Annotated in this window: 21 protein-coding genes and 7 pseudogenes; 15 read left to right on the forward strand and 13 right to left on the reverse strand. The window is 73.9% G+C overall.

Translation table 11 applies throughout. From position 1 onward, the window contains the following. Window positions 1-311: 311 nt before the first annotated feature. Window positions 312-785 (forward strand): ATP-binding protein, encoded by a 474-nt coding sequence (locus PV342_RS11975; protein WP_500316903.1) that lies wholly within the window; start codon window positions 312-314, stop codon window positions 783-785. Window positions 786-899: 114 nt separating this feature from the next. Beyond that, window positions 900-1088, forward strand: a pseudogene (locus PV342_RS11980) (Zn-dependent alcohol dehydrogenase); the annotation flags it as partial. Between the two features lie 6 nt (window positions 1089-1094). Here PV342_RS11980 and PV342_RS11985 read toward each other — a convergent pair. After that, the gene (locus tag PV342_RS11985) at window positions 1095-2120 is read right to left on the reverse strand and encodes a GlxA family transcriptional regulator (RefSeq protein WP_500316905.1); all 1026 of its coding nucleotides are present in this window, start codon (window positions 2118-2120) and stop codon (window positions 1095-1097) included. Between the two features lie 70 nt (window positions 2121-2190). Here PV342_RS11985 and PV342_RS11990 point away from each other — a divergent pair, with 70 nt between their 5' ends. After that, window positions 2191-3525: an MFS transporter gene (locus tag PV342_RS11990; RefSeq protein WP_386988150.1), complete on the forward strand. Its 1335-nt coding sequence runs from the start codon at window positions 2191-2193 to the stop codon at window positions 3523-3525. An 83-nt stretch (window positions 3526-3608) separates the two neighbouring features. Then, window positions 3609-3935, forward strand: coding sequence for a hypothetical protein (locus tag PV342_RS11995; protein WP_400803941.1), 327 nt, complete (start codon window positions 3609-3611; stop codon window positions 3933-3935). A 20-nt stretch (window positions 3936-3955) separates the two neighbouring features. Here the strand turns inward: PV342_RS11995 and PV342_RS12000 are convergent. Next, window positions 3956-4349: pseudogene (locus tag PV342_RS12000) on the reverse strand (flavin reductase family protein). Between the two features lie 96 nt (window positions 4350-4445). Here PV342_RS12000 and PV342_RS12005 point away from each other — a divergent pair. Beyond that, on the forward strand, window positions 4446-5066 hold the full coding sequence (locus PV342_RS12005; protein WP_433421012.1) for a hypothetical protein: 621 nt from the start codon (window positions 4446-4448) through the stop codon (window positions 5064-5066). Between the two features lie 83 nt (window positions 5067-5149). On the opposite strand, the pseudogene PV342_RS12010 reads toward PV342_RS12005, so the two are convergent. Both PV342_RS12010 and PV342_RS12015 read right to left on the reverse strand, forming a co-directional pair. Beyond that, a pseudogene (locus PV342_RS12010) lies at window positions 5150-5733 on the reverse strand (enoyl-CoA hydratase/isomerase family protein). Between the two features lie 270 nt (window positions 5734-6003). Further along, on the reverse strand, window positions 6004-7197 hold the full coding sequence (locus PV342_RS12015) for a flavin-containing monooxygenase (RefSeq protein ID WP_500316907.1): 1194 nt from the start codon (window positions 7195-7197) through the stop codon (window positions 6004-6006). 132 nt (window positions 7198-7329) lie between these two features. On the opposite strand from PV342_RS12015, the gene PV342_RS12020 reads away from it, so the two are divergent. From PV342_RS12020 to PV342_RS12030, 3 genes are all read left to right on the forward strand, one after another. Further along, on the forward strand, window positions 7330-7737 hold the full coding sequence (locus PV342_RS12020) for a Zn-ribbon domain-containing OB-fold protein (RefSeq protein WP_500316909.1): 408 nt from the start codon (window positions 7330-7332) through the stop codon (window positions 7735-7737). Further along, window positions 7724-8293 (forward strand): GNAT family N-acetyltransferase, encoded by a 570-nt coding sequence (locus PV342_RS12025; protein ID WP_392604196.1) that lies wholly within the window; start codon window positions 7724-7726, stop codon window positions 8291-8293. Before PV342_RS12020 ends, PV342_RS12025 begins: the two co-directional genes overlap by 14 nt. Window positions 8294-8567: 274 nt before the next feature. Beyond that, window positions 8568-9398 (forward strand): glycoside hydrolase domain-containing protein, encoded by an 831-nt coding sequence (locus PV342_RS12030; RefSeq protein ID WP_400803928.1) that lies wholly within the window; start codon window positions 8568-8570, stop codon window positions 9396-9398. Between the two features lie 78 nt (window positions 9399-9476). On the opposite strand, the pseudogene PV342_RS12035 reads toward PV342_RS12030, so the two are convergent. Further along, a pseudogene (locus PV342_RS12035) lies at window positions 9477-9607 on the reverse strand (thiolase C-terminal domain-containing protein); the annotation flags it as partial. 25 nt (window positions 9608-9632) lie between these two features. Between PV342_RS12035 and PV342_RS12040 the strand changes: the two are divergent. After that, window positions 9633-10458: pseudogene (locus tag PV342_RS12040) on the forward strand (acyl-CoA dehydrogenase family protein); the annotation flags it as partial. Continuing rightward, complete coding sequence (locus tag PV342_RS12045) at window positions 10455-10955, forward strand: nitroreductase/quinone reductase family protein (protein WP_500316911.1); 501 nt, start codon at window positions 10455-10457, stop codon at window positions 10953-10955. The pseudogene PV342_RS12040 and the gene PV342_RS12045, both read left to right, overlap by 4 nt. 144 nt (window positions 10956-11099) lie before the next feature. Here PV342_RS12045 and PV342_RS12050 read toward each other — a convergent pair whose 3' ends face one another. Next, window positions 11100-11747, reverse strand: coding sequence for a TetR/AcrR family transcriptional regulator (locus PV342_RS12050; RefSeq protein WP_361004939.1), 648 nt, complete (start codon window positions 11745-11747; stop codon window positions 11100-11102). Between the two features lie 193 nt (window positions 11748-11940). Here PV342_RS12050 and PV342_RS12055 point away from each other — a divergent pair, with 193 nt between their 5' ends. Together PV342_RS12055 and afsK are read left to right on the forward strand one after the other, a co-directional pair. Beyond that, window positions 11941-12741, forward strand: coding sequence for a VOC family protein (locus tag PV342_RS12055; RefSeq protein WP_500316914.1), 801 nt, complete (start codon window positions 11941-11943; stop codon window positions 12739-12741). Between the two features lie 135 nt (window positions 12742-12876). Next, complete coding sequence (gene afsK, locus PV342_RS12060) at window positions 12877-15255, forward strand: protein serine/threonine kinase AfsK (protein WP_400803921.1); 2379 nt, start codon at window positions 12877-12879, stop codon at window positions 15253-15255. A gap of 229 nt (window positions 15256-15484) precedes the next feature. Here the strand turns inward: afsK and PV342_RS12065 are convergent. Further along, window positions 15485-15975, reverse strand: a pseudogene (locus tag PV342_RS12065) (enoyl-CoA hydratase-related protein); the annotation flags it as partial. Here PV342_RS12065 and PV342_RS12070 point away from each other — a divergent pair. Then, a pseudogene (locus tag PV342_RS12070) lies at window positions 15974-16270 on the forward strand (AMP-binding enzyme); the annotation flags it as partial. The pseudogenes PV342_RS12065 and PV342_RS12070 sit on opposite strands and share 2 nt — an antisense overlap. Window positions 16271-16329: 59 nt before the next feature. Here the strand turns inward: PV342_RS12070 and PV342_RS12075 are convergent. The 3 genes from PV342_RS12075 to afsR all read right to left on the reverse strand — a co-directional run bounded on the left by PV342_RS12075 (window position 16330) and on the right by afsR (window position 20156). After that, window positions 16330-16473 carry a hypothetical protein gene (locus tag PV342_RS12075; RefSeq protein WP_386988168.1) on the reverse strand — a complete coding sequence of 48 codons (144 nt, stop codon included), beginning with the start codon at window positions 16471-16473 and terminating at the stop codon, window positions 16330-16332. Window positions 16474-16868: 395 nt separating this feature from the next. Continuing rightward, the gene (locus PV342_RS12080) at window positions 16869-17003 is read right to left on the reverse strand and encodes a hypothetical protein (protein ID WP_265737386.1); all 135 of its coding nucleotides are present in this window, start codon (window positions 17001-17003) and stop codon (window positions 16869-16871) included. Between the two features lie 174 nt (window positions 17004-17177). Further along, window positions 17178-20156, reverse strand: a complete 2979-nt coding sequence (gene afsR, locus PV342_RS12085; protein WP_500317152.1) for an SARP-family global regulator AfsR — start codon at window positions 20154-20156, stop codon at window positions 17178-17180. A 259-nt stretch (window positions 20157-20415) separates the two neighbouring features. Between afsR and PV342_RS12090 the strand changes: the two genes are divergently transcribed. Both PV342_RS12090 and PV342_RS12095 read left to right on the forward strand, forming a co-directional pair. Continuing rightward, window positions 20416-21126 carry an AMP-binding protein gene (locus PV342_RS12090; RefSeq protein WP_400803911.1) on the forward strand — a complete coding sequence of 237 codons (711 nt, stop codon included), beginning with the start codon at window positions 20416-20418 and terminating at the stop codon, window positions 21124-21126. Window positions 21127-21302: 176 nt separating this feature from the next. Beyond that, the gene (locus PV342_RS12095; RefSeq protein WP_386988177.1) at window positions 21303-21425 is read left to right on the forward strand and encodes a hypothetical protein; all 123 of its coding nucleotides are present in this window, start codon (window positions 21303-21305) and stop codon (window positions 21423-21425) included. A 16-nt stretch (window positions 21426-21441) separates the two neighbouring features. Here PV342_RS12095 and PV342_RS12100 read toward each other — a convergent pair whose 3' ends face one another. The 3 genes from PV342_RS12100 to PV342_RS12110 all read right to left on the reverse strand — a co-directional run bounded on the left by PV342_RS12100 (window position 21442) and on the right by PV342_RS12110 (window position 23940). Next, window positions 21442-22548 carry an ADP-ribosylglycohydrolase family protein gene (locus PV342_RS12100; RefSeq protein ID WP_400803906.1) on the reverse strand — a complete coding sequence of 369 codons (1107 nt, stop codon included), beginning with the start codon at window positions 22546-22548 and terminating at the stop codon, window positions 21442-21444. Between the two features lie 169 nt (window positions 22549-22717). Beyond that, window positions 22718-23188, reverse strand: a complete 471-nt coding sequence (locus PV342_RS12105) for a hypothetical protein (protein WP_361004914.1) — start codon at window positions 23186-23188, stop codon at window positions 22718-22720. A 17-nt stretch (window positions 23189-23205) separates the two neighbouring features. Continuing rightward, entirely contained in the window at window positions 23206-23940 is a 735-nt protein-coding gene (locus PV342_RS12110) for an SCO2400 family protein (RefSeq protein ID WP_500316917.1), read from the reverse strand. Window positions 23941-24090 lie beyond the last annotated feature (150 nt).

Genomic DNA, 24090 nt, shown 5'->3' on the forward strand with positions numbered 1-24090 from the left:
TGACTCGTCACGCCGTGGAGTCGGAGCCCGCCTCGGGTACGCTCCATCGGGTGCGTGTGGTGGCGAAACGCGACGGATGTGGCAGTGGCGGGGCTTCGGTGCCCGGTGGGCTGCCGATGCCGGGCTGTTCGATTTCGCCCCGTAATGAGCCCCGCACAGTATGCAGTACTCGTCCCCCCTTGCGCTGGAATATGCCCGAAGCGCTTGTTGCGGTGACCGTGGGTCAATCATGCTGGGTCGCGAAGAGGTCACGTACGGTGACCCTGCCGAGGCGCGAGGCGATGTGTCCGCCGGTTCGGATGGTGTGAGCGGTGCAGGTGCTCCAGGTTCAGCTTGAGGTCGGTCCCGACCCCGCGGAAGTGGGCCGGGCCCGCCGGTGGGCCCGCTCGCGTCTGGCGGGGTCCGGGATAGGGGCCGACGAGCCGGTCGCCGAGACGCTGATCCTGCTCATCTCCGAACTGGTCACCAACGCCGTCGTGCACACCGGCTGTCCCGCCGTGCTGCGGATGCTCTTCCGTTCCTCCGGAGCCGCGCAGAGCGGCGAGCAGGAGACCGTGCGCGTCGAGGTGGCCGACACCAGCGACGCCCCGCCGCGCCCGCGCCACGCGGACAGCGACGAGACCGGCGGCCGGGGACTGGAGCTCGTGGACGGCCTCGCGGACCGCTGGGGCTGGCAGCGCGAGGGCGCGGGCAAGCAGATCTGGTGCGAGATCGACCGCTGTGAGCGCCCGGCGATCGTCCCCGCGCAGTCCGTGGGCGGGCTGCTCCGCCGTCCCGCCTTCTGACCGTACGGACCGCGAAGGCCGTCCTCAGGGCACCGCCACCGGCGCGGCCGGGCTGCCGACCCGCCCACGAAGGGCTGCGGGGTGGCGTCCAGCAGGAACTCGTACCGCCCCTCCTCGGCGCAGGGCTGCCGCTACGGCTCGTCGCGACCGCAGCGCGACACCGCGCTCTACGCCGACCTGTACCGGCAGGGACGGCTCCTGCTGGACGAACTCGTGACCCACACCTACCCGGTGGAGGACTTCGCCGAGGCGGTGGAGGACGCCCGGGGCGGCCGTGTGGCGAGGGGCGTGCTGACCTTCTGAGGGGCCTCAGTACGCCGCCGTCGCCCGGAAGGTGCGCCGGTAGGCGCTGGGCGAGACGCCGATGACGGCCTGCAGGTGCTGCCGCATGGAGGCCGCCGTGCCGAACCCGGCCTGCCGGGCTACCTGGTCGACGGACAGGTCGCTGGACTCCAGCAGGTGCCGGGCACGCTCGACGCGCTGCTGCGCCAGCCACTGACCGGGACTGGTGCCCACCTCCTCCCGGAAACGGCGGGTGAAGGTGCGCACGCTCATCGCCTCGCACTCGGCCAACTCGCGCAGTGTCAGCGGCTGGTCGAGCCGGTCCAGCGCCCAGGAGCGCGCCGCGGCCGTGGCGGACTGCTGGGGCTGGGGGACGGGCCGCTGGATGTACTGGGCCTGACCGCCCTCCCGGTGCGGCGGTACGACCGTACGGCGTGCGCTGGCGTTGGCCACGGCGATGCCGTGGTCACGGCGTACGAGGTGCAGGCACAGGTCGACGCCGGAGCCGACGCCCGCGGAGGTGAGGATGCTGCCGTTGTCGACGTACAGGACGTCCGGTTCGACCCGCACCTGCGGGAAGAGCCTCTGGAAGTGGTCCGTGCTCGACCAGTGCGTGGTGGCGCGCAGGCCGTCCAGGTAGCCGGCGGCGGCGAGGAAGTAGGAGCCGGTGCAGATGGACACCAGCCGGGTCCCCGGGCGGATGCGGGCGAAGGCGGCCGCCATCTCCTCGGGCAGGCGCCCCTCCGTGTGCGCGACGGAACGCTCGTGGGCCGCCGGGACGATGACGGTGTCGGCCGTCTCCAGCACCTCGGGGCCGTGTACGACGTGGATCTCGAAGTCGGCCTCGGCGCGCACCGGCCCGGGACCGTGCGGGGAGCACGTGAGCACCTCGTACAGATCGGCCCTGTCGGAGTCCCTCGCCCCGCCGAAGATGCGGTGCGGGATGCCGACTTCGAAGGGGATCACCCCGTGCTGGACCAGGACCGCGACCCGGTGGCGCACCCGAGTGCCGGGATCGGTGTTCCGCGAAGACGTCTCCATGGATGCGGGCATGGCCCGATCCTTGCACAACCTGGCCATCCGGCCACTCGTTCCGTGAAAAACGATGCCGGATGCTGATCTGGTGACGCAGACTCCCGAGCTTCCCGCGCAGACCCTGTCCGACGGGGTCCCCGACGATTCCCGGCCGCCCCGTACGACGCGTGTCCATCGCGCGTGGTCGGTGGCGGCCGCCGCCTTCGTCACGCTCATCGGCGCCGCAGGCTTCGCCTCCCTGCCCGGCCTGCTCATCGAGCCGCTGAACGGCGAGTTCGGCTGGTCGCGGGGCATGATCGGCCTGGCGGTCTCGGTCAACCTCGCGCTCTACGGCGTGACGGCGCCGTTCGCCGCCGCGCTGATGGACCGCTTCGGCATCCGCCGGGTCGTGGCGGCCGCGCTCCTCACCATCGCGACCGGCGCCGGCCTGACCGTCTTCATGACCGCGAGCTGGCAGCTCGTGGTGCTGTGGGGCGTGCTCGTCGGACTGGGCAGCGGCTCCATGGCCCTGGCCTTCGCGACCACCGTCACCAACCGCTGGTTCGAGCACCGGCGCGGTCTGGTCACGGGCATCCTGACCGCGGCCGGCGCGGCGGGGCAGCTGATCTTCCTGCCCCTGCTCTCCGTCATCATCGAGCACGCGGGCTGGCGCGCCGCGACGCTCACCGTCACGGGCGCGGCCGTCGTCGTGGCACCGCTGGTCTACCTGCTGCTGCGGGACCACCCGGCTGACGTGGGCGTGGCCCCTTACGGCGCGAAGGAGTTCGTGCCGAAGCCGCCGCCGGTGACGGGGGCGGCGACGCGCGCGGTCAAGGCGTTGGGCAACGCCGCCCGCGGCGGCCCGTTCTGGCTCCTGGCGGGGACCTTCGCGATCTGCGGTGCCTCGACGAACGGCCTGGTCAAGACGCACTTCGTGCCGGCGGCGCACGACCATGGGATGCCGGTGACGGCCGCCGCCTCGCTGCTCGCCGTGATCGGCGTCTTCGACATCGCGGGCACCGTTGCCTCCGGCTGGTTCACCGACCGCTTCAGCCCGCGGCGGCTGCTCGCCACCTACTACGGGCTGCGCGGACTGTCGCTGATGTTCCTGCCGGTGCTCCTGGGCGACTCCGTGCACCCGCCCATGGTGCTGTTCATCGTCTTCTACGGCCTGGACTGGGTCGCCACCGTGCCGCCCACCATCGCCCTGTGCCGTGAGTACTACGGCGCCGACAGCGCCATCGTCTTCGGCTGGGTGCTCGCCTCCCACCAGGTGGGCGCCGCCCTGGTGGCATTCCTCGGCGGCGTGGCGCGCGACACCTTCGGCTCCTACAACGTGGTCTGGTACTCCTCCGGGGCGCTGTGCGCGCTGGCGGCGCTCATGTCGCTGGCCATCCGGCGGCGCGCGACCCCGGCCTCCGGGGTGCTCCCGCTCGCGGCATAGCCGGCCGCCCGGCGCCGCCGGTCCCGCGCCGCCCTGGTGGCGGCGCGGGAACCGCGTGCGGCACCGCGGCGTCCGTCCCGTGTGTGAGGGAAGCGGCCGAGGGCCGCACCGGCCTTCTCCTGGCGGTCCTGGGCTCCGTGTCCGCGCTGCAGGCCTGGGCGCCGCGCGCCAGGGTCAACGTCGAGGGCGGCTTCGAGGGTCAGCGCCGGGACTTGAGCGTCCTCTACGTCGACCTTCCGCTCGTGGCCGTGGATGGCGCCTTGGTGCCGCTCGCCTTCTGGCTGCTCACGCTGCGCGGGTCGCGCCGCCCCGGGCTCGCCGCCCTGGTGGCGGTGGTCGTGGCCGCCCTCGGGATCTGGGCGCTGATCAGTGGGTGGGCGCCGCACCAGGCGCCGGAGTCCGCGGGCTGAGGCGCGCACGGCGGCCGCGGTCAGGACGTGAGCCGTCCGAAGCCGCCGCGGTGGAAGAGCAGGGGCTCAGTGCCCTCCGCGGCGCAACCGAGGCCGCGTACCCGGCCGATGACGACGAGGTGGTCGCCGCCGGTGTGCACGGCGTGGATCGCGCAGTCGACCCAGGCGGGCACGCCGCGCAGCACGACTGGCAGCGAACCCTGCGGGCCCGCCCTCCGCGTCGTCCCCGGGTGCCGCGATCACCGTCACGCCGCTCGCGAAGTTTCCCAGCACCTCGCGGAACTCCGCCGGGTCCACCGGGGCGCGCTCGTCCGGCCGCACGGCCCGCAGTTCCGGCCGTGGCAGCGGGTCCACCCGCCCGGCCGTCGTCACCGCCCCCACGGACCGTAGGTAGCGGACGACGGCGACCGTCATGCCTGCCTGTTCCATCACGCCTTCCGTTTGAACTGACGATTCATCAGCAATGATCCGCGCGAAGGGCGGACGGGGGCCGGGCGTAACGTGGCGTCCATGGGTCGGGGTACAGGGTGGGGCTCCCCGGTGCGGCCCGCGGCCGATCCGTGGGGCGATGCCGGACGTGCGGCGGCGGTGTCGACGTACTGCGCGGTGGCGGTGATCGCGGCAACGGTCCACACGGTCGTCCTTCCGTCCCTGAAGTCCTCGGACCGCGCGTTCGACGAGCCGTTCGTCCTCTGTCTGCTGCCGTTTGCTCTGATCCCCCTCTGGGCCTGCGCGGTGGCCGCCTCCCTTCTGCACGCCCTGCCGGCGACGGTCCTCGGGCTGAAACTCGCGGCGCGCACCGGGCGTCCCCGCTGGCTCTGCCTGCTGGCGGCGGAGGCGGCGACGGCCGCCGTCCTCGCGGTGCCGGTGGTGTGGCTCGGCGGCCCGTATCTGCCCGTGTGGCTGTGGGTCGCGGGTGCCGGCGCGGCGCCGGTGCTGGTGACCTCGTTCTACGCTGGGCGCCGGGACCCGGAGGGCAGGACCGGGTGGGCGCGCCAGCGGCAGGTCGCGTTCCAGATCTCCCTCGTGGCGGTCGCGTTGATCGGCGTCGTCTTCGCGGGCGGCCTGCTGGCGTACGGCACCGGCCTGCTGGAGGAGTACCGGCCGCCGCCTGGGGCGTCCGTGGAGTGAGCCCTCGGGGCCTTACCGCCCGCGGAACTCGGGCGGGCGGCGTTCGACGAAGGCTCGCAGTCCCTCGTGGGCGTCGGCGGTGGTCATGTTCTGCTCCTGCGCGGCCAGTCCAGGGACGCGTTGACGAGCTGCTTGGTCAGGGCGAGGGTGCGGGTGGGGCCGGCCGCCATGCGCTCGGCGAGGGCGCGGGCGGCCGTGCCGGAGTCGTCGGCGGGGACGACACGGTTGACCGGCCCGAGGCGTTCGGCGGAGGCGGCGGGCAGGTCGTCGCCGAGCAGCAGGAGTTCCTTCGCGCGGTGCGGACCGACCAGGCGGGGCAGCAGATACGCGCCCCCGCCGTCGGGGACGAGGCCGCGGCGGACGAAGACCTCGATGAACTTGGCCGTGTCGGCGGCCAGGACGACGCCGGCGCGGCCGGGATTGACCGGGTGGAGCCGGGCGCCGACGGCCCAGGTGGCGAGCTGCCGGGTGTGCCGGTGTTGGGGCGGCCCTCGGCGTCGTGGGCGCCGACGACCGCCAGGGAGTCGGGCCGGAAGAAGGGGTCGAGGTCGGGCACGCAGGCGTGCAGCGGACGCCCGCTGACGTCCGCGTCGTCCGTGCGGCGGCCCTGGCCGCCGGCGTCCGCCGTGGGATCGGTGCCGCGCGTGCTGAAGGCCGAACCAAGCATGTGTCTCGCCCGTCCTGCTCGAAGGAGCAGAGAACTGACGCTATGTCAGGGTACTTGACTGACGTATCGTCAGGAACGGGGGGGATGCGAGAAACCTGTGCGCTCCGCGGGAAGGCTGCCCGGCCGGCCGAGGGGAAGAGGGCCGGCCGGTCCGCCGGACCGGGGTGGTGCGGGAGCCTCGCGGGTGTGTGCAGAGGGGGTGCGGAGCCGCTGTCCGGGGCGCCGAGGGCGCTCGTCGGCACCCCCTCGGTACCCGCCGCGCCGCGTGGGCTACCGCCGTGCCACCGCTTTGGCGATCCGGCGCGCGTCGATGGCCATTTCACGGATCATGCCGCTGATCGGATTGGTGAAGCCGGTGAAGTAGAGACCCGGAGCGCTCTTCGGGCTGCGGCGGCCGTGCGTCACGGGCCGTCCCCGCTCGTCCAGGACGCCGAGATGTCCGACGAGCGGTTCCAGGCCGCGCTGGTAGCCGGTGGCCGCGACCACCGCGTCCGGGGTGATCCGCGTGCCGTCGGCCAGCAGCACCTCACGCCCGTCGAAGCCCTCGACGGCGGCCACGGGCTCGACCTTCCCCGACCGGACGGCGTCGATGATGCCGACGTCCTGGACGGGGATGGATCCCTCCCGCACCCGCGAGTAGAGCCCGTTGTCCGGGCGGGGCAGCCCGTGCGCGGACAGGTCCGGCACGGAGATGCGCTCCACGTAAGGGGCGATCCCGTCGACCAGCTTCGTCGGGAGGCGGCGGACCATGATCCCGGTGCGCTGTGCGGGCCACCCGGCGGTGGAGCGGCGCATGATGTGCGGGGGTGTCCGCACCGCCAGCCGGACGCGGGCCGCGCCGGACTCCGCGAGGTCGACGGCGATCTCCGCGCCGGTGTTGCCCACGCCGACGACCAGGACGTCCCGGCCCTCGTAGGGCCGGCCGTTGCGGTAGCCCGAGGCGTGCAGCAGCTCGCCGTCGAAGGTGTCGCGCCCGGGCCAGTCCGGCAGATGCGGCGTGTGGTTGTAGCCGGTGGCCACGACGACGCTCCGCGCGGTCAGCCGGCGGCCGCCGGTGGCCGGCAGCACCCAGCCCGCGGCCGGGTCCTCGGCGGGCTCGATCCGCCCCACCTCTATGCCGGTGGCGACGTCCAGCTCGTGGAACTCGGCGTACTGCTCCAGGTAGCGCACGACGTCGTCGCGGCCCACCCAGCGGCCGTACGCCCGGGGGATCCCGAGGCCCGGGAGCGCGGACAGCCGTCTGGTCGTGTGCAGTCGCAGTCTGTCGTAGTGGCCGCGCCAGGAGGCGCCCACCGCGTCCGACCGTTCGACGACCAGGGTGCGCACACCCCGGTGCCGCAGCGACGCGGCGACGGCGAGTCCGCCGGGGCCGGCACCGACGACGATGGCGTCCGGCGCGGCCGTGCTCGGTATGGGGGTGGCGGCGGATGCGGAGGTACCGGCGGATGCCGAGGTGTCGGTCATGGCTGCTCCCGTGCCTGCAGGGTGAGGGTCACTACCGGAAGGTAGCGCGCTTTCGCCCCGGCACCTTGCGAAGGTGCGACCGCAGCCGGTCAACTGACGTATCGTCAGATATGTTGCCGCGAGGAGGCAGCGATGCAGACGGTCTGGCTGACCGGCGCCGAATGGCTCGCCGTGCTGCGTATCGGCCTGGGACTGTGGTGGCTGGAGAGCCGGCGGCACAAGGACAAGAAGGGCTGGTTCGAGCGGGGTACGGGCATCGCCTGGGCCGCCGGCCACGCCACCCTCTACACCTGGTCCGTGGTGCACGCCAACGACCCCAGGCCCTTCGCCGGACGGGTCCCCTGCGTCGCAGCCGTCGTCGACCTCCCCGAGGGGCCGCGCATGATGACGGAGGTCGTCGGCTGCGCCCACGACGCGCTGCACGTCGGCATGGACCTGCGCGTCTGCTTCCCCCCCCCCCCGCGGCCGACGGCACCGGGATCGCGATCCCCGTCTTCCGCCCGGCCCGACGGCCTCCGTTGCCTGCATGAGCTTGAATGAGGTGGTGCTGAGGCCCGTGGAGTTGGAAGCGTACGGACTGCTGCTCAGACCGTGGGAGGAGACCCCCGGCGACCTGGACGCGGCATTGCGCGGCCTCGGCGACCCGGACTTCCGGCGCTGGAACACCGCGCACGCCCCCGAACCGGACGAGGACGGGGCGCGGGGCTTCCTGCGGCGCCGCCGGGACGGCTGGGCGGCCGGCGACCTCGCGTCGTTCGCCGTCACCGAGGCCGGGGTCGTACTCGGCCAGACCGGGATAGGGATGATCGACCACGCCATGCGCGGCGCACGCGTCAGCTACTGGATGCTCCCGGAGGCCCGTGGACGCGGCGTCGCCACCCGTGCGCTGGAGGCGGTGACCCGGTGGGCCTTCCGCGATCTGGGGCTGCACCGGCTGGAACTCGGCCACGCCGTCGGCAACGAGCCCTCCTGCGGCGTCGCACGGCGCTGCGGTTACGTCCTCGAAGGCGTCCTGCGTGAGGCGGTGGTCGACCTGTCGGGCACCCTGCGGGACGTCCATCTGCACAGCCGCCTTGCGACCGATCCGCGTCCCTGACCCGCCCCCGGCAGCGGCTCGGCGCGGAGGTTTGCCGTGCCTTGGGGGAACCTTGTGGCGATCGGGACATCTGCTTTCCCGATCGCGGTGGGCGGTTTGACTAGGGTGCGATCCGCCCCTCGCGCGCCGCGGACCCGTACGCCGGTGCATCCGCGCGCCGCTCAGCCGCCGCACGCGGGCCGCACGAAGTGCCGTACGCGCGCGCCTGCAGGGGCCTCAGCAGTCCCGAAGGCGCACCCGGCGTGGTGTGCCACGTGTCGTGAATGGGGTGGGGATGTCCGGTCACCGGATGTCGAAGAAGCGTCGTTACATCGCGTGGGCGGTGGCGGCGGCCGCGGTGCTCGTGGGGGGCGGCGTCGCCGCGGAGGCCTCGATGGCGACCACCGTGTCGCGCCCGGCGCCCAAGGTCTACACGGGGCGGGCGTTCGACACGTGCGCGGCGCCGTCCGCGTCGGCGATGAAGGCGTGGCACACCGGGTTCTACGGCGCGGCGGCGGTGTACGTCGGCGGCAAGAACCGCGGGTGCGCGCAGCCGAACCTGACCGCGTCCTGGGTCAAGTCGGTCAGCGCCACGGGCTGGAAGCTGATCCCGCTGTACGTGGGCGCGCAGCCGCCGTGCCAGACCAGCCGCAACCCGGAGAAGCTGACCGCCTCCACGGCCGCATCCCTCGGCGCGACGGACGGCGCGGACGCGGCGGCCAAGGCGTCGGCGCTGGGGATGAAGGCGGGCAGCCCGGTCTACCTGGACATGGAGTCGTACGACGTCGCCGACACCTCGTGCGACAACGCGGTGCTCACTTACATCCGGGCCTGGGACAAGGCCGTGCACGCCAAGGGCTACTGGGCCGGCTTCTACGGCTTCCGCAGCTCCAGCGCGAAGGCCGTCGCCACGGCGGCGAACCGCACCGACATGCCGGACATCCTCTGGTACGCGCTGTGGGACGAGCACAAGACCACGACCACGGACTGGCCCTTCTCCACGTCGCTGTGGACCGGGCACCGCCGCGGCCACCAGTACATGGTCAACAGCAAGGAGTCGCGGGGTGGTTACACCATCACCGTGGACCGCAGCGCCTGGGACGCCCCGGTCGCCATCACCGGCTGACGACCGAGGACGGGCAGGCGCGGGGGCGGGACGCAGAGAGCGGGCGGGGGCGGTACGAGGCCCCGCACCGTCAGTCCCGCCCAGCACCACCGTCCCCGAGGAGCAGAACCAGCCCCCCCGGTTCCCGAGGCCACGGCCAGCTCGGGCAGCGCCCCGCCGGCCTTGCGCACCTGCCGCTCGCCCGCCTCCCCCCGCAGCTGCCCGGTGGCCCCCGCACCCACCGGCCCCACCACCGGCGACTGGGCGGGCGGCCGTCGCGCGGGCGGCGTGCTGGCCCGCCGGGCGGACGGCGTCTGGCGGTCGTAGGGGCAGGCCGATCAGGTGCTCGGCGGCCCCGGCGCCGGGCTGCTGCTGGTGGCCGCCCATACGGGTGGCTAGGCCCGCAGCGGCATCCGGCTCTTCCTCGTACCCGGCGACGCGAAGGGCCTGGCCCGCAGGCGGCTGACCGCTCTGGACGAGACCCGCCCGCAGGCCCGCGGCGAACTGCGCGACGTCCCCGCCGAGCCCCTGGGCGGACAGGAGGCCGGCGATCCGCGCACCGCGCTCGCCCGTACGGGTGCCCTGGCCGCCGCCGCACTGGCCGCCGAGGCTGTCGGAGCCGCCTCCCGGGCGCTCGCGGGCACCCTGGAGTACGTCGAGGTCAGGGAGCAGTTCGGGCGGCCCGTGGGGTTCTTCCAGGCCGTCAAGCACCGCCTCGCCGACCTGTACGTCCAGGTCCAGGCCGCCCGCTCGGCCGCCTACTGCGCCGCCTGGGCCGTCGGGAGCCCCCCGGAGCAGGCGCCGGACGCCGCGGTCGCGGCACCACTCGCCCTCGCGCAGGGCCTTGAGGCGCTGCGCGCCGCGTCGGGGCAGGCCGTCCAGTTGCACGGCGGCATCGGCTTCACATGGGAGCACCACGCGCACCTGTACGTGCGTGAAGCGGGCCGCCTCCGACGCGTTGCTCTCCGGCCCCGTGCACGCGCTGCGGGCCCACGCGGCCGAGCGCGCGGGCCACTTCGCCACGGCTGCCACCACCACCACCACGACCACGACCACGACCCGGGGAAGGGCGGCGGCATGAACCCGTTGCGGACCGTCGTGCAGAAGGTGTCGTCGACCCGGGCGTTCGCCAGGGCCGGACCGCATGTCGTCCCGGCGGTGGACCGGTTCGTGCACCGGGCGACCCGCGGCAGGGTGCTGCTCAGCGCCCGGATGCCGCCCGGGCTGGTGCTCACCGCCACCGGCGCGCGCAGCGGCCTCCCCCGGCGCACCCCGCTGGCCTGCATACCCGAGGAGGGCGGGACGTTCGTGCTGGTCGGCAGCAACTTCGGCCGCACGGACCACCCGGCGTGGACGGGGAACCCGCTGAAGCACCCCGACGCGGAGGTCAGCCGGCGCGGCCGGGACATGCCCGTACGCGCGGAGTTGCCGACGGGCGAGGAGCGCGAGGAGGTGTGGGCGGCGCTGCTGGAGTTCTGGCCGCCGTACGCGACCTCCGCGCGACGCGTGGAGCGGCGGATCAGGCTCTTCCGGCTCGTCCCCAGGGAGAAGGGCGGCGGTGCGCCGGTGGAGCCGTAGCGCGAGGCCTTGGGAAAAGACAACGCGGGCGCCTGGACCGGCAACCTCCCCCGAGGACCGGTGGGCGCCCGCGTCGTCACAGGCAGGACTTGACGTGAACGTAGGTCAACAATGCCGCCGGAGGCGGGCGTCAGCGCCGCGGCGTCACCGCGTCGGCTTCTTGCCCGTCACACCGAGGTGCACCAGCAGCGAGAGGTTCGGCTTCAGCTCGGCCTGCTTGACGCCCCAGCTCTGGAAGCCCTTCTGGTGGCCCGCGACGGCGGCGAGCATGGCCACCAGGGATCCGGCCACGGCTGCCGGGCTGACATCCTTGTCGACCCGGCCCTTGCCCTGGAGCTCCTTGATCGAGTCGGAAAGGGAATTGGTGAGGGGGTTGAGGATCTTCATACGGATCTTGTAGAACCGCTTGTCCCCTTCGGCGGCGCCCAAGTCGACGACGCGCAGGATGGCGTCGTGCTTGCGCCAGAAGGAGAGGAAGCCCTCGACCAGTTCCTCCGCCGCCGTGGCGCCGGACTTGCCGGCCCAGGAGCGGCCGGCGACGAGGTCCGTCAGCGCGGCCCCCTCCTTGGCCATCTCCTCGGCGAGCTCGAGGACGGCGCCCTCGACGTCGGGGAAGTACTGATAGAACGTTGCGGGGGAGGTACCCGCCATCCGGGCGACGTCGATCACCTTGACGTCCCGGTACGGCGACGTGCTGAGCATTTCACCGAGGCAGTCGAGCAGCTTCTGCCGCGTCGCCTGTCCCCGGCGGCCTGCCACACGGCCGTCGACGGTGCGAACTTGTCCTGTCATGCCGTCAGTTTACGGGCTGGTGATCAGCGCGCGATTCGATGCCTGCAAATGGGGAAGGCCATGTGTTCGATTTCTCCTCGGGCGCAGCGGGGGATCCGCCGATAACGTGTCAAGCCAGACACTCCGTCGATCCATGCGAATCCCCACGTGAATCGGGATCGCCGGTCGCATCATCGGACGAATCGAGGACGAGATGGCCGCTTATCCCGACGGCACTCCCTGCTGGGCCGACGCCATGCTCAACGACCTGGAGGCCGGGAAGCGCTTCTACGGCGGACTGCTCGGCTGGACCTTCGGGGCGGGGGAGGAGCAGTACGGCCAGTACACGCAGGCGTACGGTCCGGACGGGAAGAACGTCGCGGCACTCTCCCCCAAGCCGGACGGCCGGATGCCGACGGTCTGGAACCTCTACCTCGCCTCCTCCGACATCCGGGCCACCGCGGACAGGATCCGGGACTCGGGCGGCCAACTCATCATGCAGCCCATGGCCGTTGGCGCCTTCGGCACGATGCTCATGGCGGCCGACCCGGGCGGCGCGGTGTTCGGGGTGTGGCAGCCCGGCACGCACGGCGGCTTCGAGGCGACCGGTGTCCCGGGCTCCTACATCTGGACCGAGATCTACACGCGCGAGACCGAGCGGACCGATCCCTTCTACGAGGAGGTCTTCGGCTTCGGCAGCAAGCGGATCGAGGACGAGGCCATCGACTTCCGGATCTTCGTCCCCCAGGGTCAGGAGGTCACGCCGGGCAACGCCGTGCTCGGCCGCTTCCGGATGGGGGAGGGATTCCCCGAGGAACTGCCGGCGCACTACATCGTCTACTTCGCCGTCTCCGACGCCGACCGCGCCGCGGAGACCGTCGGGCGGCTCGGGGGCCGGGTCACCATGGGTCCGATGGATTCGCCTTTCGGTCGTTTTCTCCTGGCGAGCGACGACCAGGGTGCCCATTTCGCCCTGATCGACCCCGGAACCACGGTGGGTGAGAAGCCGTCCTGAACGCAGGCGGATCCGCAACCGAATCAAAGGTAATCGCGTGTCGACACCGCCCCGGGTTCGCAACTGATACTCATCCCAGGAAGAATCAGGGGCGTACCCCGGGATGGGGGGAACCCACGGGGAGGTGGCAGGGCAGTGGTGCAGCAGCTGACGCAGCACGATCCGAGACGGATCGGCCCTTTCGAGGTGCTGGGCAGGCTGGGTGCCGGCGGTATGGGCCTGGTCTATCTCGCGCGATCGGCGTCCGGCCGGCGCGTGGCGATCAAGACCGTACGGGCGGAGCTCGCCGAGGACCAGCTGTTCCGTGTGCGCTTCGCCCGTGAGGTCGAGGCGGCCCGCGCGGTCAGTGGCTTCTACACGGCGGCGGTCGTCGACGCCGATCCCAGGGCCGCCGTGCCCTGGCTGGCGACGGCCTTCGTGCCGGCGCCCTCGCTGGAGGAGATCGTCAACGAGTCCGGTCCGCTGCCGGTGCAGGCCGTGCGGTGGCTGGCGGCGGGCGTTGCGGAGGCGCTGCAGTCGATCCACGGGGCGGGGCTCGTCCACCGGGACATGAAGCCCTCCAACGTGCTCGTCGTGGAGGACGGCCCGCGGGTGATCGACTTCGGCATCGCGAGCGGGGTGTCCAACACGCGGCTGACGATGACGAACGTCGCGGTCGGCACGCCGGCGTACATGTCGCCCGAGCAGGCCAAGGACTCGCGCAGCGTCACGGGCTCCAGCGACGTCTTCTCGCTGGGCTCGACGCTGGTCTTCGCCGCGACGGGGCACGCGCCCTTCCACGGGGCGAACCCCGTGGAGACGGTCTTCATGCTGCTCCGGGAGGGCCCGGACCTGTCGGGTCTGCCCGACGAACTGCGGCCGCTCATCGACGCGTGCATGCGGATGGAGGCGGACCGCCGGCCGAGCCCGGCCGACCTGCAGGCGCAGTTGGCGCCGCATCTGTTCTCCTCCGCGGGTGACGACACCGGTACGGCCTCCGCGTGGCTGCCGCCCGCGGCGGTGGGCCTGATAGAGGAGCGGCGCAGTGGCGGTCGCCCCGGCGCGGGGCCGGGCGCCGCCGGCGGTGGCGCGGGCGCCGGAGCGCCCGGCGGCGGTGCCGTGGTGCCCCCGATGCCGGCGCAGCCGCCCGCGCCTCCCGTGGCGCCCCCCGTGGCGCCCGCACGACCCTCTGCGGTCGCCGCCGAAGGCCCGGGCGGACCGGTGCAGCTCGCCGGCTCGGCGCCGATAGGGCCCGGGATGCGGCTCGCCGAGCGCAAGAACCAGGCCGCGGCCACCGCCGCCGGAGGTGGCCTCGGCTGGGCTGGCCGCGGCGGCGCGGCCGGGGGTCCGCCGGCGGCGGTGCCCGGTCAGGGCAGCCCCCAGGGCGCCCCGCAGGCGCCCGCGGTCCCGCCGGGCGAGTGGCGGCCGTGGCGGTTCCGCATGTCGAACGACGTGTGGGGCACCCCGGTCGTGTCCTCGGGCCGTCTCTACGTGACCTCCTTCGAGGTGCACGCGCTGGACGTGGCCACCGGGCGGCGGCAGTTCAAGACCCGTGACGTGGCGTGGACGATGGCGGTCTCGGGCGGCCGGATCCACGGCTCCGACGGGCCGAGCCTGTACGCGCTGGACGCCGCGGACGGCTCCGAGCACTGGCGCACCGGTGTGGACGGCTGGATCTACTCGCTCCGCGCGGACGCCGGGACCGTGGTCACCGGTACCCGCGGCGGCGGCGTGCAGGTCTGGGACGCCGCGGCCGGACGGCTGCGCTGGGAACGCGGCGGGGCGCAGACGGAGTTCGAGACGCCCGAGTCCGGGCCGAGCGTGGTGGACGGCGTCGTGTACTTCCACGGCGGCGGCCGGCTGCACGCCCTGGACGCGACGAGCGGCGCGGAGCACTGGTCGTACCCGACGGGGGAGGGCGGCGCCATGCCGACCCGTCCGGTCGTCGCCGACGGCGCGGTGTACGTGACCGTCGGGAACCGCGTGCTCGCCCTGGACGCCCGCAGCGGCAGCGAGCGGTGGCGTTTCGACGCCCCCGCGGTGATGTTCGCGCCGCCCGCCTACGTGCCCGGACCGGGTGTCAGCGGCGGCGGGGTCTACGTCGCGGACTACCTGGGCACCGTGTACGCCCTGGACCCGGCGGACGGGCGCGACCGCTGGCGGGTCGCGACGGAGCAGCGGCAGAGCGTGGAGCCGGTGCTCCTCGCGGGCGGTTCGGTGATGCTGGGCGCGGGCGGCGCGCTGTACACGCTCGACGCGGTCTCCGGCACTCCGAAGTGGCGCTTCGCCGCCCAGGGCGAGATCGTCGGCTCCCCGGTGGTGGCCGACGGGCGGGTGCACTTCGGCTCGAAGGACCACTGCCTCTACACGGTCGACGCGAGCGGCGGCCAGTTGCGCTGGAAGCTGGAGACCGGCGGGGAGATCACCGGTTCCCCGGTGGTCTCGGACGGTGTGGTCTACGCGAGCAGCAAGGACCGCTGCGTCTACGCCCTCAACGCGGTGAAGGGCACCGAGGCGGCCACCCGGCGCACCTGAGGGACCCCGGCCGACGGCCGTCGTGCCACACACGGAAGGGGCAGACGACGGCCGCCGCCGGCCAACTTACGCGGTGGGCGGCCGAGGCGCCACGCGAGGGGAAGTCAGGGGTGACCCGCGCCCGACCGTTGTGAGGCCGGCACCCGCGGGCCGGCGGCGTCACCACCGGCCCCGGCGGCGGCAGTTCCCCGTTCGCGTACGGCTCCGCGGCACCCGCGGGGGACGCCGGTCAGCGCACGCGGTGCTCCCGGGTGCGGTCCGCGAACAGCCGGGCCTGGCGCTCCGGGGGGAGGTTGCCGAGGGCGATGAGGTGCGGCGCGTGGACGAAGGCCTTGGCCCGCGCGGCCTCGTGGGCCGACCAGACGGCTCGGATCGTGCCCTGTACGGCCTCCGTTGGTGGGCGGCGAGGACCGCCGCCGGGCGCAGGGCCGCGCCGGGCAGCAGCGGCCCGGGCACGACCTCCGAGACCCGGCCGGTCTCGTGGGCGCGCCGGGCGCCGATCCGCTCCGCGGTGCCCATCAGGGCCATGCGCATCACCTCGCCGTACGGCATGTGCTGCGTCATGGCGATGGCCTCGTACGCGCTGACCATGCCGTAACTGGTGCGCGGATCGAAGAAGGTGGCGTGCTCGGCGGCGATCACGGACTCGCACTCGCCGAGCAGGTAGAAGGCGCCGCCGCAGTCCATGCCGTTGACGGCCGCGATGACCGGCTTCCAAATGCTCATCGGCGCCGGGTTCAACGTGTACCCGGCGGAGATCGAGCAGGCGCTCGCCCGCCACCCGGACGTGGTGGAGGCGGCGGCAGTGGTGGGCGTCCCCGACCCGCGGCTCGGCGAGGTCGGCCGGGCGTACGTGGTGCGGCGTGAGGGGGCCGTGGTCACCGCGGACGACCTGCTCGCCTGGTCGCGGCGGGAGATGGCCAACTGCAAGGTGCCGCGCGAGGTCGAGTTCCTGGCGGAGCTGCCGCACAACGCGAGCGGGAGGGTGCTCAAGACGGCGCTGCGGGCGGGGTGAACTACGCGCGGTGGCCCTCCCCGCGGGACACGGGAGGGCCACCGAACCGCAGGACAGGGTCAGGGCGAGTGCCAGTTGTCGGGCGAGACGATCGTCTGGTGCCAGGCGTCCGGGCTGTCCGCGGCGGCGGCCGGGAGCGCGGGCGTGAGGAGTCCGGCCGCGACGGCAGCGAGGACGACGGCGGCCTTGCGTACGAAGTTCATGACGCCTCCGGAGGGGAGGCCGGGTGCGGGCACCCGGCGGCAGCGTGCGTACAGGTGGTGCCGGCGAGACGGCCCGGGCCGCAGGGGTGCGGGAGGGCGACTCCGGCTGTGAACCTACCGTGTTGTACCCGAGGGCCCGCAAGTGCCGTGCGCCGCGCAAGGTGATCCGGTGCATGACGAAGACCGACTGCGGCGCCCCCTCCGCGCCGCAGTCGGTCCCTGGATCCTCCGTGCCGTCCCCCCGCTCCTGGGGGCGCTCCCCCCTTGGCGCGCCCCCAGGCCGTGCTCCCCCCGGTGATGCCCCCCGTGGTGGTGCCGTCCCCCGTCGTACTGCCCCCCGTGCCCCCCGTGCCCCCGGGCCGGCCGGGCCGGCCGTCCCCCGTGTCAGGCGCCGGTCAGGGCGTGTGCCAGTTGTCGGGCTTGACCGTGGTGTCGTCGCCCTTGACCTTGGGCTCCTCGACCTCCTCGGTGGTGACGACTTCCGGCTCTTCCTCGACGGTGGAGCCGGACTCGGGTGCCGTCTCGCTCATGGTGCCTCCCCTGTGGGTGGAACTGGGCCGATACGAAGCCCGCCTGGCAACGACCCCCGTGCGCTACCAGGCGGGCAGCTCTTGCAGTGATGGAATCGTGGCAGGCGTCGATAATCAACCGATAAACGGAACTGTTGATGTCCTGTATCAGCGGTGTTGCGCGGTGCGGAACCGCTACACGGCGATCGCCGGGGCGGCCGGACCGTGGAGCAGGCGCCGCACCTCGTCGGCGTCGGGGGAGCCGAGCGCGACGAAGGCCGCGAGGGCGTCCCTCCAGCAGGCGCGGGCACGGTCCACCTGGCCCGCCTCGGCGAGGGCGCGACCGAGGACGGTGAGCACCTTCGCGCGGTAGAGCTCGCCCCCGAGGTCGCGCAACGCGTTCAGCGACTGTTCGGCCAGCGCCGCCGATTGACGGTGGGCGCCGGAGGTCAGGTGAACCTCCGCCATGCGGAAGAGGGACATGGCCTCCCAGAACTGCTGCCGCGCCGCTCTGAAGACGGGGAGCGCCTCTGAGAGCGACGCCAACGCCTCCTCGCGGCGGCCGGCCGCCGTCAGCGCGATGGCGAGCGCGTACAGGCCGTTGCCGAGGCGGAATCCGGCCCGCAGCTCACGGTAGATCGACAGGGCCTGCTCCGCCGAGGCCACGGCGGCGGTGACGTCGCCCAGTTCGATCTGCGCGCGGGACAGGTTGCTCAGCGCGGCGGCGCCGCCGTGCCGGTTGCCGTCGGCCACGAAGGCCTCCAGCGCCTGGGAGTGGTGGTCCGCGCAGTCCCGGAAGCGCCGCAGCGGGAAGGCCACCATCCCCCGCAGGTTGGGGGCGTAACTACTGGTCAGAGGGTCGCCCACGGCCCGCCCCAGCGCGAGGCTGCGTTCGGCCTCCCGGTCGGCCTCCTCCAGTCGTCCGGCCAGGCTGTACTGCTGGCCCAGCAGCACGCGGGCCCGGCCCTCCACGAGCGGCTCGCCGCAGGCGTCGGCCGTCGCGACGAGGGAGCGCGTCGCGCGCTCGTATTGGCGCGCGTGGATCCCGGACTCCATCAGGTCCTGGCTCACGAGCAGCAGGTCGACGGCCCGCCGCATCGGGCCCTCGCAACCGCCGGCGGCAGCCTGCCGGACGGCGGCGAGGAGACTGGGCGCCTCGGTGAACAGCCAGTCCAGGCCTTCCTCGCGGGAGCCGAAGGGCATTCCGGCGCGGCCCACGGGGGCCAGGTGCGCGAGCAGGCGGTCGCCGGGGTTCTCCAGCTCGTAGGCGCACATCGCCGACGCGAGGTAGAAGTCCAGCAGCCGGGACACCGCCGCGCAGCGGGCGTCGTCCCCTTCGTGGCGCTCGGCGCAGTCGCGGGCGTACAGGCGGACCAGGTCGTGGTAGCGGTAGCGGGCGGGTGCGGCGGACTCGATGAGGCTGATGTCGACCAGCGTCTCGAGCAGTTCCTCGGCGTCGTAGACGTCCAGGTCGAGGACGGCCGCCGCCGCCTCCAACGAGATGTCCGGGCCGTCGGCGAGGGCCAGCAGGCGGAAGGCACGGGCCTGCTGCGCGGTGAGCTGGCCGTAGCCGAGTTCGAAGGTGGCCTTGACGGCGAGGTCGCCGGCCTTGAGTTCGTCCAGGCGGCGCCGTTCGTCGCTGAGCTTGCGGGCGAGGAAGGAGACCGTCCAGGTGCGGCGGGTGGCCAGGCGGGAGGCGGCGATGCGGATGGCGAGCGGCAGGAAGCCGCAGGCGGCGACGACGTCGAGGGCGGCCTGGCGTTCGGCGGCGACGCGCTCCTCCCCGACGATGCGGGTGAAGAGCAGCAGCGCCTCTTCCGGGCTCATGACGTCGAGATCGACCAGGTGCGCACCGGCCAGGTCGACCATGCGGGCCCGGCTGGTGATCAGCGCGGCGCAGCCGGGGGTGCCCGGCAGGAGGTGGCGGACCTGGGCGGCGTCGTGGGCGTTGTCCAGCAGGGTCAGGATCCGGCGGCCCGCGAGGGTGGAGCGGTAGAGCGCGGCGCGGTCGGCGAGGGACTCGGGTATCGCGGAGTCGGTGACACCGAGGGAGCGCAGGAAGGAGGCGAGCACCGTCTCGGGTTCGGCGGGCCGCGCGGCGGTGCCCTGGAGGTCGATGTAGAGCTGGCCGTCGGGGAAGGTGCCCGCGACGGCGTGGGCGACGTGGACGGCCAGGGTCGTCTTGCCGACTCCGCCGATGCCGGCGACGGCGGAGACCGACATGACGCCGCCCTCCGCCGAGGACGCGGCCAGGCGCTCGCCGAGCTCGCGGACGAAGGCGACGCGGCCCGTGAAGTCGGCGACGGTGGCGGGCAGCTGGGCCGGACGCACCGGCTCCGCGACGGCCTCGGCCTGCGGGACGGGCGGCGGCAGCAGCGACGGGTCGGCCTCCAGCACGCGCTGGTGCAGCTCGGCGAGCTCCGCGCCCGGGTCGACGCCCAGCTCGTCGTCGAGGAGACGGCGGGTGTCGGCGTAGACGCCCAGCGCCTCGGCCTGCCGCCCGCTGCGGTACAGGGCGAGCATCAGCAGGGCACGCGGGCGTTCGCGCAGCGGGTGCTCCGCCGACAGCACGGTGAGCTCGGAGACCGCCTCCGCGTGGCAGCCGGCCTGCAGGTCCAGGTCGAGGCAGGTCTCGGTGAGCTGCAGCCGCCATTCCAGCAGGCGGGTGCGCTGGGTCTCCGCGTACGGGCCGGGGAGCCCCGCCAGCGGCTCCCCGTCGAAGAGGGCGAGGGCGCCGCGCAGCTCCTCGCGGGCGGTGGCCAGGTCGCCCGCGGCGCGGGCCTTCTCGGCCGCGGCCTGGTGCCGTTCGGCGAGGAAGAGGTCGAAACCGTCGCCGGCGTGCAGCACGTAGCCGCCGTCGACGGTGGCCAGCGCTTCGGCGCCGAGGGCCTTGCGGAGGCGGAAGGCGTAACTGCGCAGCGCCGCGAGCGCGGTGGGCGGCGGGTCCTCGCCCCAGACCGCGTCCAGCAGTTCCTGCGCGGTGGCCGCGCGGCCGCCACGCAGCAGCAGGGCGCCCAGCAGCGCCTTCTGCTGTGGCGACCCGGCGGAGATCGGCTCCGCGCCGCGCCAGGCCCGCACCGGGCCGAGGACCGCGAAGCGCAGTGCCCCGCCCTGGTCCTTACCGCTTGCCATGCCTGCCCCCTGGTGCCGCCGAACTGCGCGACGAGCGCGTATATCGATCGTTCATCACGAGCCGGAACAGTTTTCACGGACGGCGGGACCGACCCGATCGGTTCCGCTGCCTGTGCCAGTTTGCCGCCTCAACCTGTACGCGGTCACCTATGGGTGGCTTTCGGGAGGGGCGTACCAGGAAGTAGCGGGGAATGTTCGGGCAAGTTTCATGTGAAGTGCGGTCATATGCCGTCGGTCTGACGGGTGTCCCGTCGGAGGAGGTGGAGGGCCGCCCATGTGTGCGCGTTGTGTGCCGCAGGCCGTGAGCGGACCGAGCCGCAGCGGGAGCGGGCCGGGGCCGTCGGTGTACCGGCTGCCCGGTCCCGCGTTGCGCCGCCGGGCCGTTCGGCATCCCGAGGGGCGCCCGTACGAGCCGTACGACTGCGACTTCGCCGGGCTGGACCGCCGCGCCCGCGCGGTCGCGGCGCGGCTGGGGCGGCTGCTTCCGCCGGGCAGCCGGGTGCTGCTCGCCTATCCGCCGGGCGTGGACCTCGCCGGGGCGTTCTACGGCTGCCTGTACGCCGGTATGGCGGCGGTGCCGCTCGTCGGCGGCGGCCCGGACGGGGCGGGGACGGTCGCCGAGGCCGTCGAGCGCTGCCGTCCCGCGGCGGTGCTCACCGGCGCCGACGCGTGGACCGCGCTCGCGGTGGACCGCTCGCGCACGGAGGTCGTCGAGGCCGACGGGTCCCGGGTCGGCGGCGACCCGGTGGACCGGCTGGCGCAGGAGTGGCGTCCGGTCGGCGTCCTGCGCACGGCGCCCGGCTACGAGCGCTACGTCGCCGACGGGCTCGGCGGGGGCCGCATGGAGCCCGCGCTGCGGCACGGGGACCTCGCGGACGCGGTGGGTGAGCTGGCGGTCGCGGCGGGCCGGGGCACGACGGAGGACAGCCTGGGGTGGATCGCCTCCGTGCACGGGTTGGAGGACGCGGTGTGGCGCATGCTTTTGCTTGCGCCGGGTGGGGGTGTGGCGTGACCGGGGTCGCTTGGTGCGGCCGGTTGTTGGGTGCGGGTTGCTTGCGCCTGGCGGGCTGTCCCCGCCCGCCCTCCCTCCCCCGGCCGAAGGCTGGGGGAGGTGGATGTTCTGGACGCTGCGGGATATTTGTGTGCGGCACAGACGGCACGAATCCGGACCGCCCGTCATACACGTAAATGCCCCAGTCCAGGACGTGCAGCCCCGGAGGCCCCGCCCCCGGCGAGGTCGTGCTGCACCTGCCGTCCGCGGGAACGGCGAAGGTGCTGCGCACCCTCGACGACTTCGCGCGGTACCTCTGAGCGTCCGTCCGGCGGGTCAGTCGACCGGGTAGCGCTCCAGCCAGGCCGCGGAGGTGCCACCGGGCCCGTGCAGCGCCGGTCCCTGCGTCGTCTCCATGGCGAAGTCGTCGGCGAGCTGCAGGATGGTGCCCCGTCCCTCCAGCTCCGCGATCCACGCCGGGGGCAGGGCGGTCTCGCCGTGCTGCACGCCGAGCAGGTTGCCGCAGATCGAGCCGGTGGAGTCGCTGTTCCCGGAGTGGTTGACCGCGAGCAGCAGCCCGTGCCGCACGTCCTCGGCGACCAGGGCGCAGTAGACGCCGACGGCGAGCGCCTCCTCGGCCGTCCGGCCCGCGCCCAGGGACTCCACCCGTTCCGCGCCGGGCAGCCCCTGGCGTACGGCGCCGAGCGCGGCCTGCAGGGCCGCGGAGGTCTCCTCGTGCCCGGGCCGCGCCGCGATCAGGGCCAGCGCGTGCTGCACGGCGCCGTCCAGCGCCTCGCCCCGGGCGAGCCCGTGGACGATGACGGCGAACGCCCCGGCGGCCAGGACGGCGGTGGGGTGACCGTGCGTCTGCGCGGCGCACTCGGCGGCGAGCTGGAACACCAGGTGCGGCTCCCAGCCGACCAGCAGCCCGAACGGCGCGGACCGCACGACCGTGCCGCAGTCCTTGGACTGCGGGTTCTTGGGGCTGCCGAGGGTGCCCATGCGCTCGTCGCCGAGCCCGGTCAGGCAGGCCCTGCCGGGGGCGCGGCGCGCGTACAGCCACTCCTCGCGGGCCAGCCAGCCGGTGTCCATGCGGCGCTCGTCGGGCCCCCAGTCGTTCTGGGTGGCCGCCCAGCGCAGGTAGGCGCGGTGCACATCGGTGGGCGGGTGCCAGGCCCCGGCGTCGCGGCGCACCTGGGCGCGTATCAGGCCCTCGGCGGTGAACAGCGTCAGCTGGGTGTCGTCGGTGACGGCACCCCGCCGCCCGTACGCCGGGACGTAGTCGGTGACCCCGCCCTCGCCGTGCGCCTGCCGAACGGCGTCCGGCGAGTCGGACTGGACGCCGGCGCCGAGGGCGTCGCCGATCGCGCCGCCGAGCAGGCAACCGCGCACCCGGCTGCGGAAGTCCTGCTGCTCGGCACGCCCCCATACGGCCCCGCTCATCACCAACGCCTCTCTGCTTGACCCGACCAAGCACTGTAATCGACCCGGATCGGTCGGCTTCCGGTCGCGAACGGAATGTGGCCGGTCGAGCACGGAGCAAGGCAAGGCCTCCGCTGCCGGGGCAGCGGAGGCCTTCGGGGGTTCGGGGCTCAGGCGCCTGCCAGGCGCGTCACCGCCAGGCGGGCCGGGGAGCCCGGCCGCCGCGGGTCAGGGCCCAGCGGGCCGCACCCGCGAGCAGGGAGGTGACGATCAGCCCGATGAACAGGTTCACCACGCAGGCGGCCAGCACCTCGTTGGAGCGGTGCAGGGCCAGCGGGACCACCACCGCGAAGAAGGTCAGCGCGGTCATGATCCAGCCGAAGAACAGCATGGCGCGCGGCGTCGCGGCGAGCAGGACGCGCAGCAGCAGCGTCGCGGCGAGCGCGATGAACCCCGCCCCGAGGACGTAGGCGGTCGCGGCGGCGTCGCGCCACACCCCGTAGCCCTGGGGGGCGAAGAGCGGCAGCAGCAGGAATCGCTGCGCGACCAGGATGCCGGACTTGGCCAGCAGGCCGGCGAGCACCGCGGCCACGGCTCCGATGCCCCACAACCGCCAGCCGTTGACGCGGCGGCGGTCGTGATCGGCGTAGCTGCTTGACACGTGTCGTTCCTTTCCGGTCAGCCGACGCAGAGCACCAGGAGGCACAACTGCATCGGTGACTTCGTTGCCGACGGCGTGGGGGCCGTCGTCGTGGGGGGTGTGGCCGGGACGTCCGCGGGAGGTTGGGGCGCGGACGAGGGCGCGGAGGTGTGCGGCGCGGTGTCCGCGGGAGCGGGGGCGGCCGTGACCGCGGATACCCGGGAACCGGTGTCGCCCTGCGGGGCGGTGCGGGCCGGCGCGGTGGTGCTCGCGGCGGACGGTGCGGTGTGGGGTGTGTCGCCGCGGGGCGCCGGGGTGGTGGGGTGCGTGCGCTGACCCGGGCGGTGCGTGGGGTCATCGGGCTGCGCGGGGATCGAGGAGAGCGGCAGGGTGCGGGCGGTGGCCGGCGTCAGCGGCTCGGCGGCCGCGGCCGTGCCGGCCTGGCCCCGCGAGCCGCCGTGCGGCAGCGCCGCGACGGTGAGGCCGCCGCCGACGAGTGCCACGGCCGTGGCGGCCGCGGCGCGCCGCCGGTTCTTCTTCCAGCGTTCGAGCTGCCGTCGCCGCGCCGCGCGGCCCTGCAGGGAAGGGTCGGCGTCATCCTGCGCGGAGCCGTCGGGGTCATCGGCGCCGTCCGCGTCGCGGAGCCTCTCCCGTTCGGCGGCCGAGTCCGGGCCCTGCCACATCGGCGGGGCGATGTCGGGTGCGTAGGCGCCGCACCCCGGACACACGAGAGCCCCGTTGAGATGCCGACGGCAGGAGGAGCAGTAGTCCATCTCCGAGTCTTTCTGTGCTGACAGCGCCGCCGGGGGACGTCGGCGGCAGGTCCGCGCGCACGTTCACCGTGCACGGCGGGACGGCCAGCAACGCTAACGACACCTCCCGAAGGAGCTGCGCAGCCTGTGTGACGCTTTTGGAGAGTTGCT

It is taken from the genome of Streptomyces sp. PA03-3a (genome assembly GCF_033792735.1).
Lineage (GTDB): Bacteria > Actinomycetota > Actinomycetes > Streptomycetales > Streptomycetaceae > Actinacidiphila.

Bases quoted from the DNA above. Each gene is read 5' to 3' on its own strand.
- PV342_RS12095 (WP_386988177.1), top strand. From the start codon at position 21,303: ATGCCCCAGTCCAGGACGTGCAGCCCCGGAGGCCCCGCCCCCGGCGAG.
- PV342_RS12055 (WP_500316914.1), top strand. From the start codon at position 11,941: ATGGCCGCTTATCCCGACGGCACTCCCTGCTGGGCCGACGCCATGCTC.
- PV342_RS12075 (WP_386988168.1), bottom strand. From the start codon at position 16,473: ATGAACTTCGTACGCAAGGCCGCCGTCGTCCTCGCTGCCGTCGCGGCC.
- PV342_RS12005 (WP_433421012.1), top strand. From the start codon at position 4,446: ATGGGTCGGGGTACAGGGTGGGGCTCCCCGGTGCGGCCCGCGGCCGAT.
- PV342_RS12100 (WP_400803906.1), bottom strand. From the start codon at position 22,548: ATGAGCGGGGCCGTATGGGGGCGTGCCGAGCAGCAGGACTTCCGCAGC.
- PV342_RS12030 (WP_400803928.1), top strand. From the start codon at position 8,568: ATGTCCGGTCACCGGATGTCGAAGAAGCGTCGTTACATCGCGTGGGCG.
- PV342_RS12080 (WP_265737386.1), bottom strand. From the start codon at position 17,003: ATGAGCGAGACGGCACCCGAGTCCGGCTCCACCGTCGAGGAAGAGCCG.
- PV342_RS12020 (WP_500316909.1), top strand. From the start codon at position 7,330: ATGCAGACGGTCTGGCTGACCGGCGCCGAATGGCTCGCCGTGCTGCGT.
- PV342_RS12025 (WP_392604196.1), top strand. From the start codon at position 7,724: ATGAGCTTGAATGAGGTGGTGCTGAGGCCCGTGGAGTTGGAAGCGTAC.
- PV342_RS12110 (WP_500316917.1), bottom strand. From the start codon at position 23,940: ATGGACTACTGCTCCTCCTGCCGTCGGCATCTCAACGGGGCTCTCGTG.
- PV342_RS12050 (WP_361004939.1), bottom strand. From the start codon at position 11,747: ATGACAGGACAAGTTCGCACCGTCGACGGCCGTGTGGCAGGCCGCCGG.
- PV342_RS12045 (WP_500316911.1), top strand. From the start codon at position 10,455: ATGAACCCGTTGCGGACCGTCGTGCAGAAGGTGTCGTCGACCCGGGCG.
- PV342_RS11985 (WP_500316905.1), bottom strand. From the start codon at position 2,120: ATGCCCGCATCCATGGAGACGTCTTCGCGGAACACCGATCCCGGCACT.
- PV342_RS12015 (WP_500316907.1), bottom strand. From the start codon at position 7,197: ATGACCGACACCTCGGCATCCGCCGGTACCTCCGCATCCGCCGCCACC.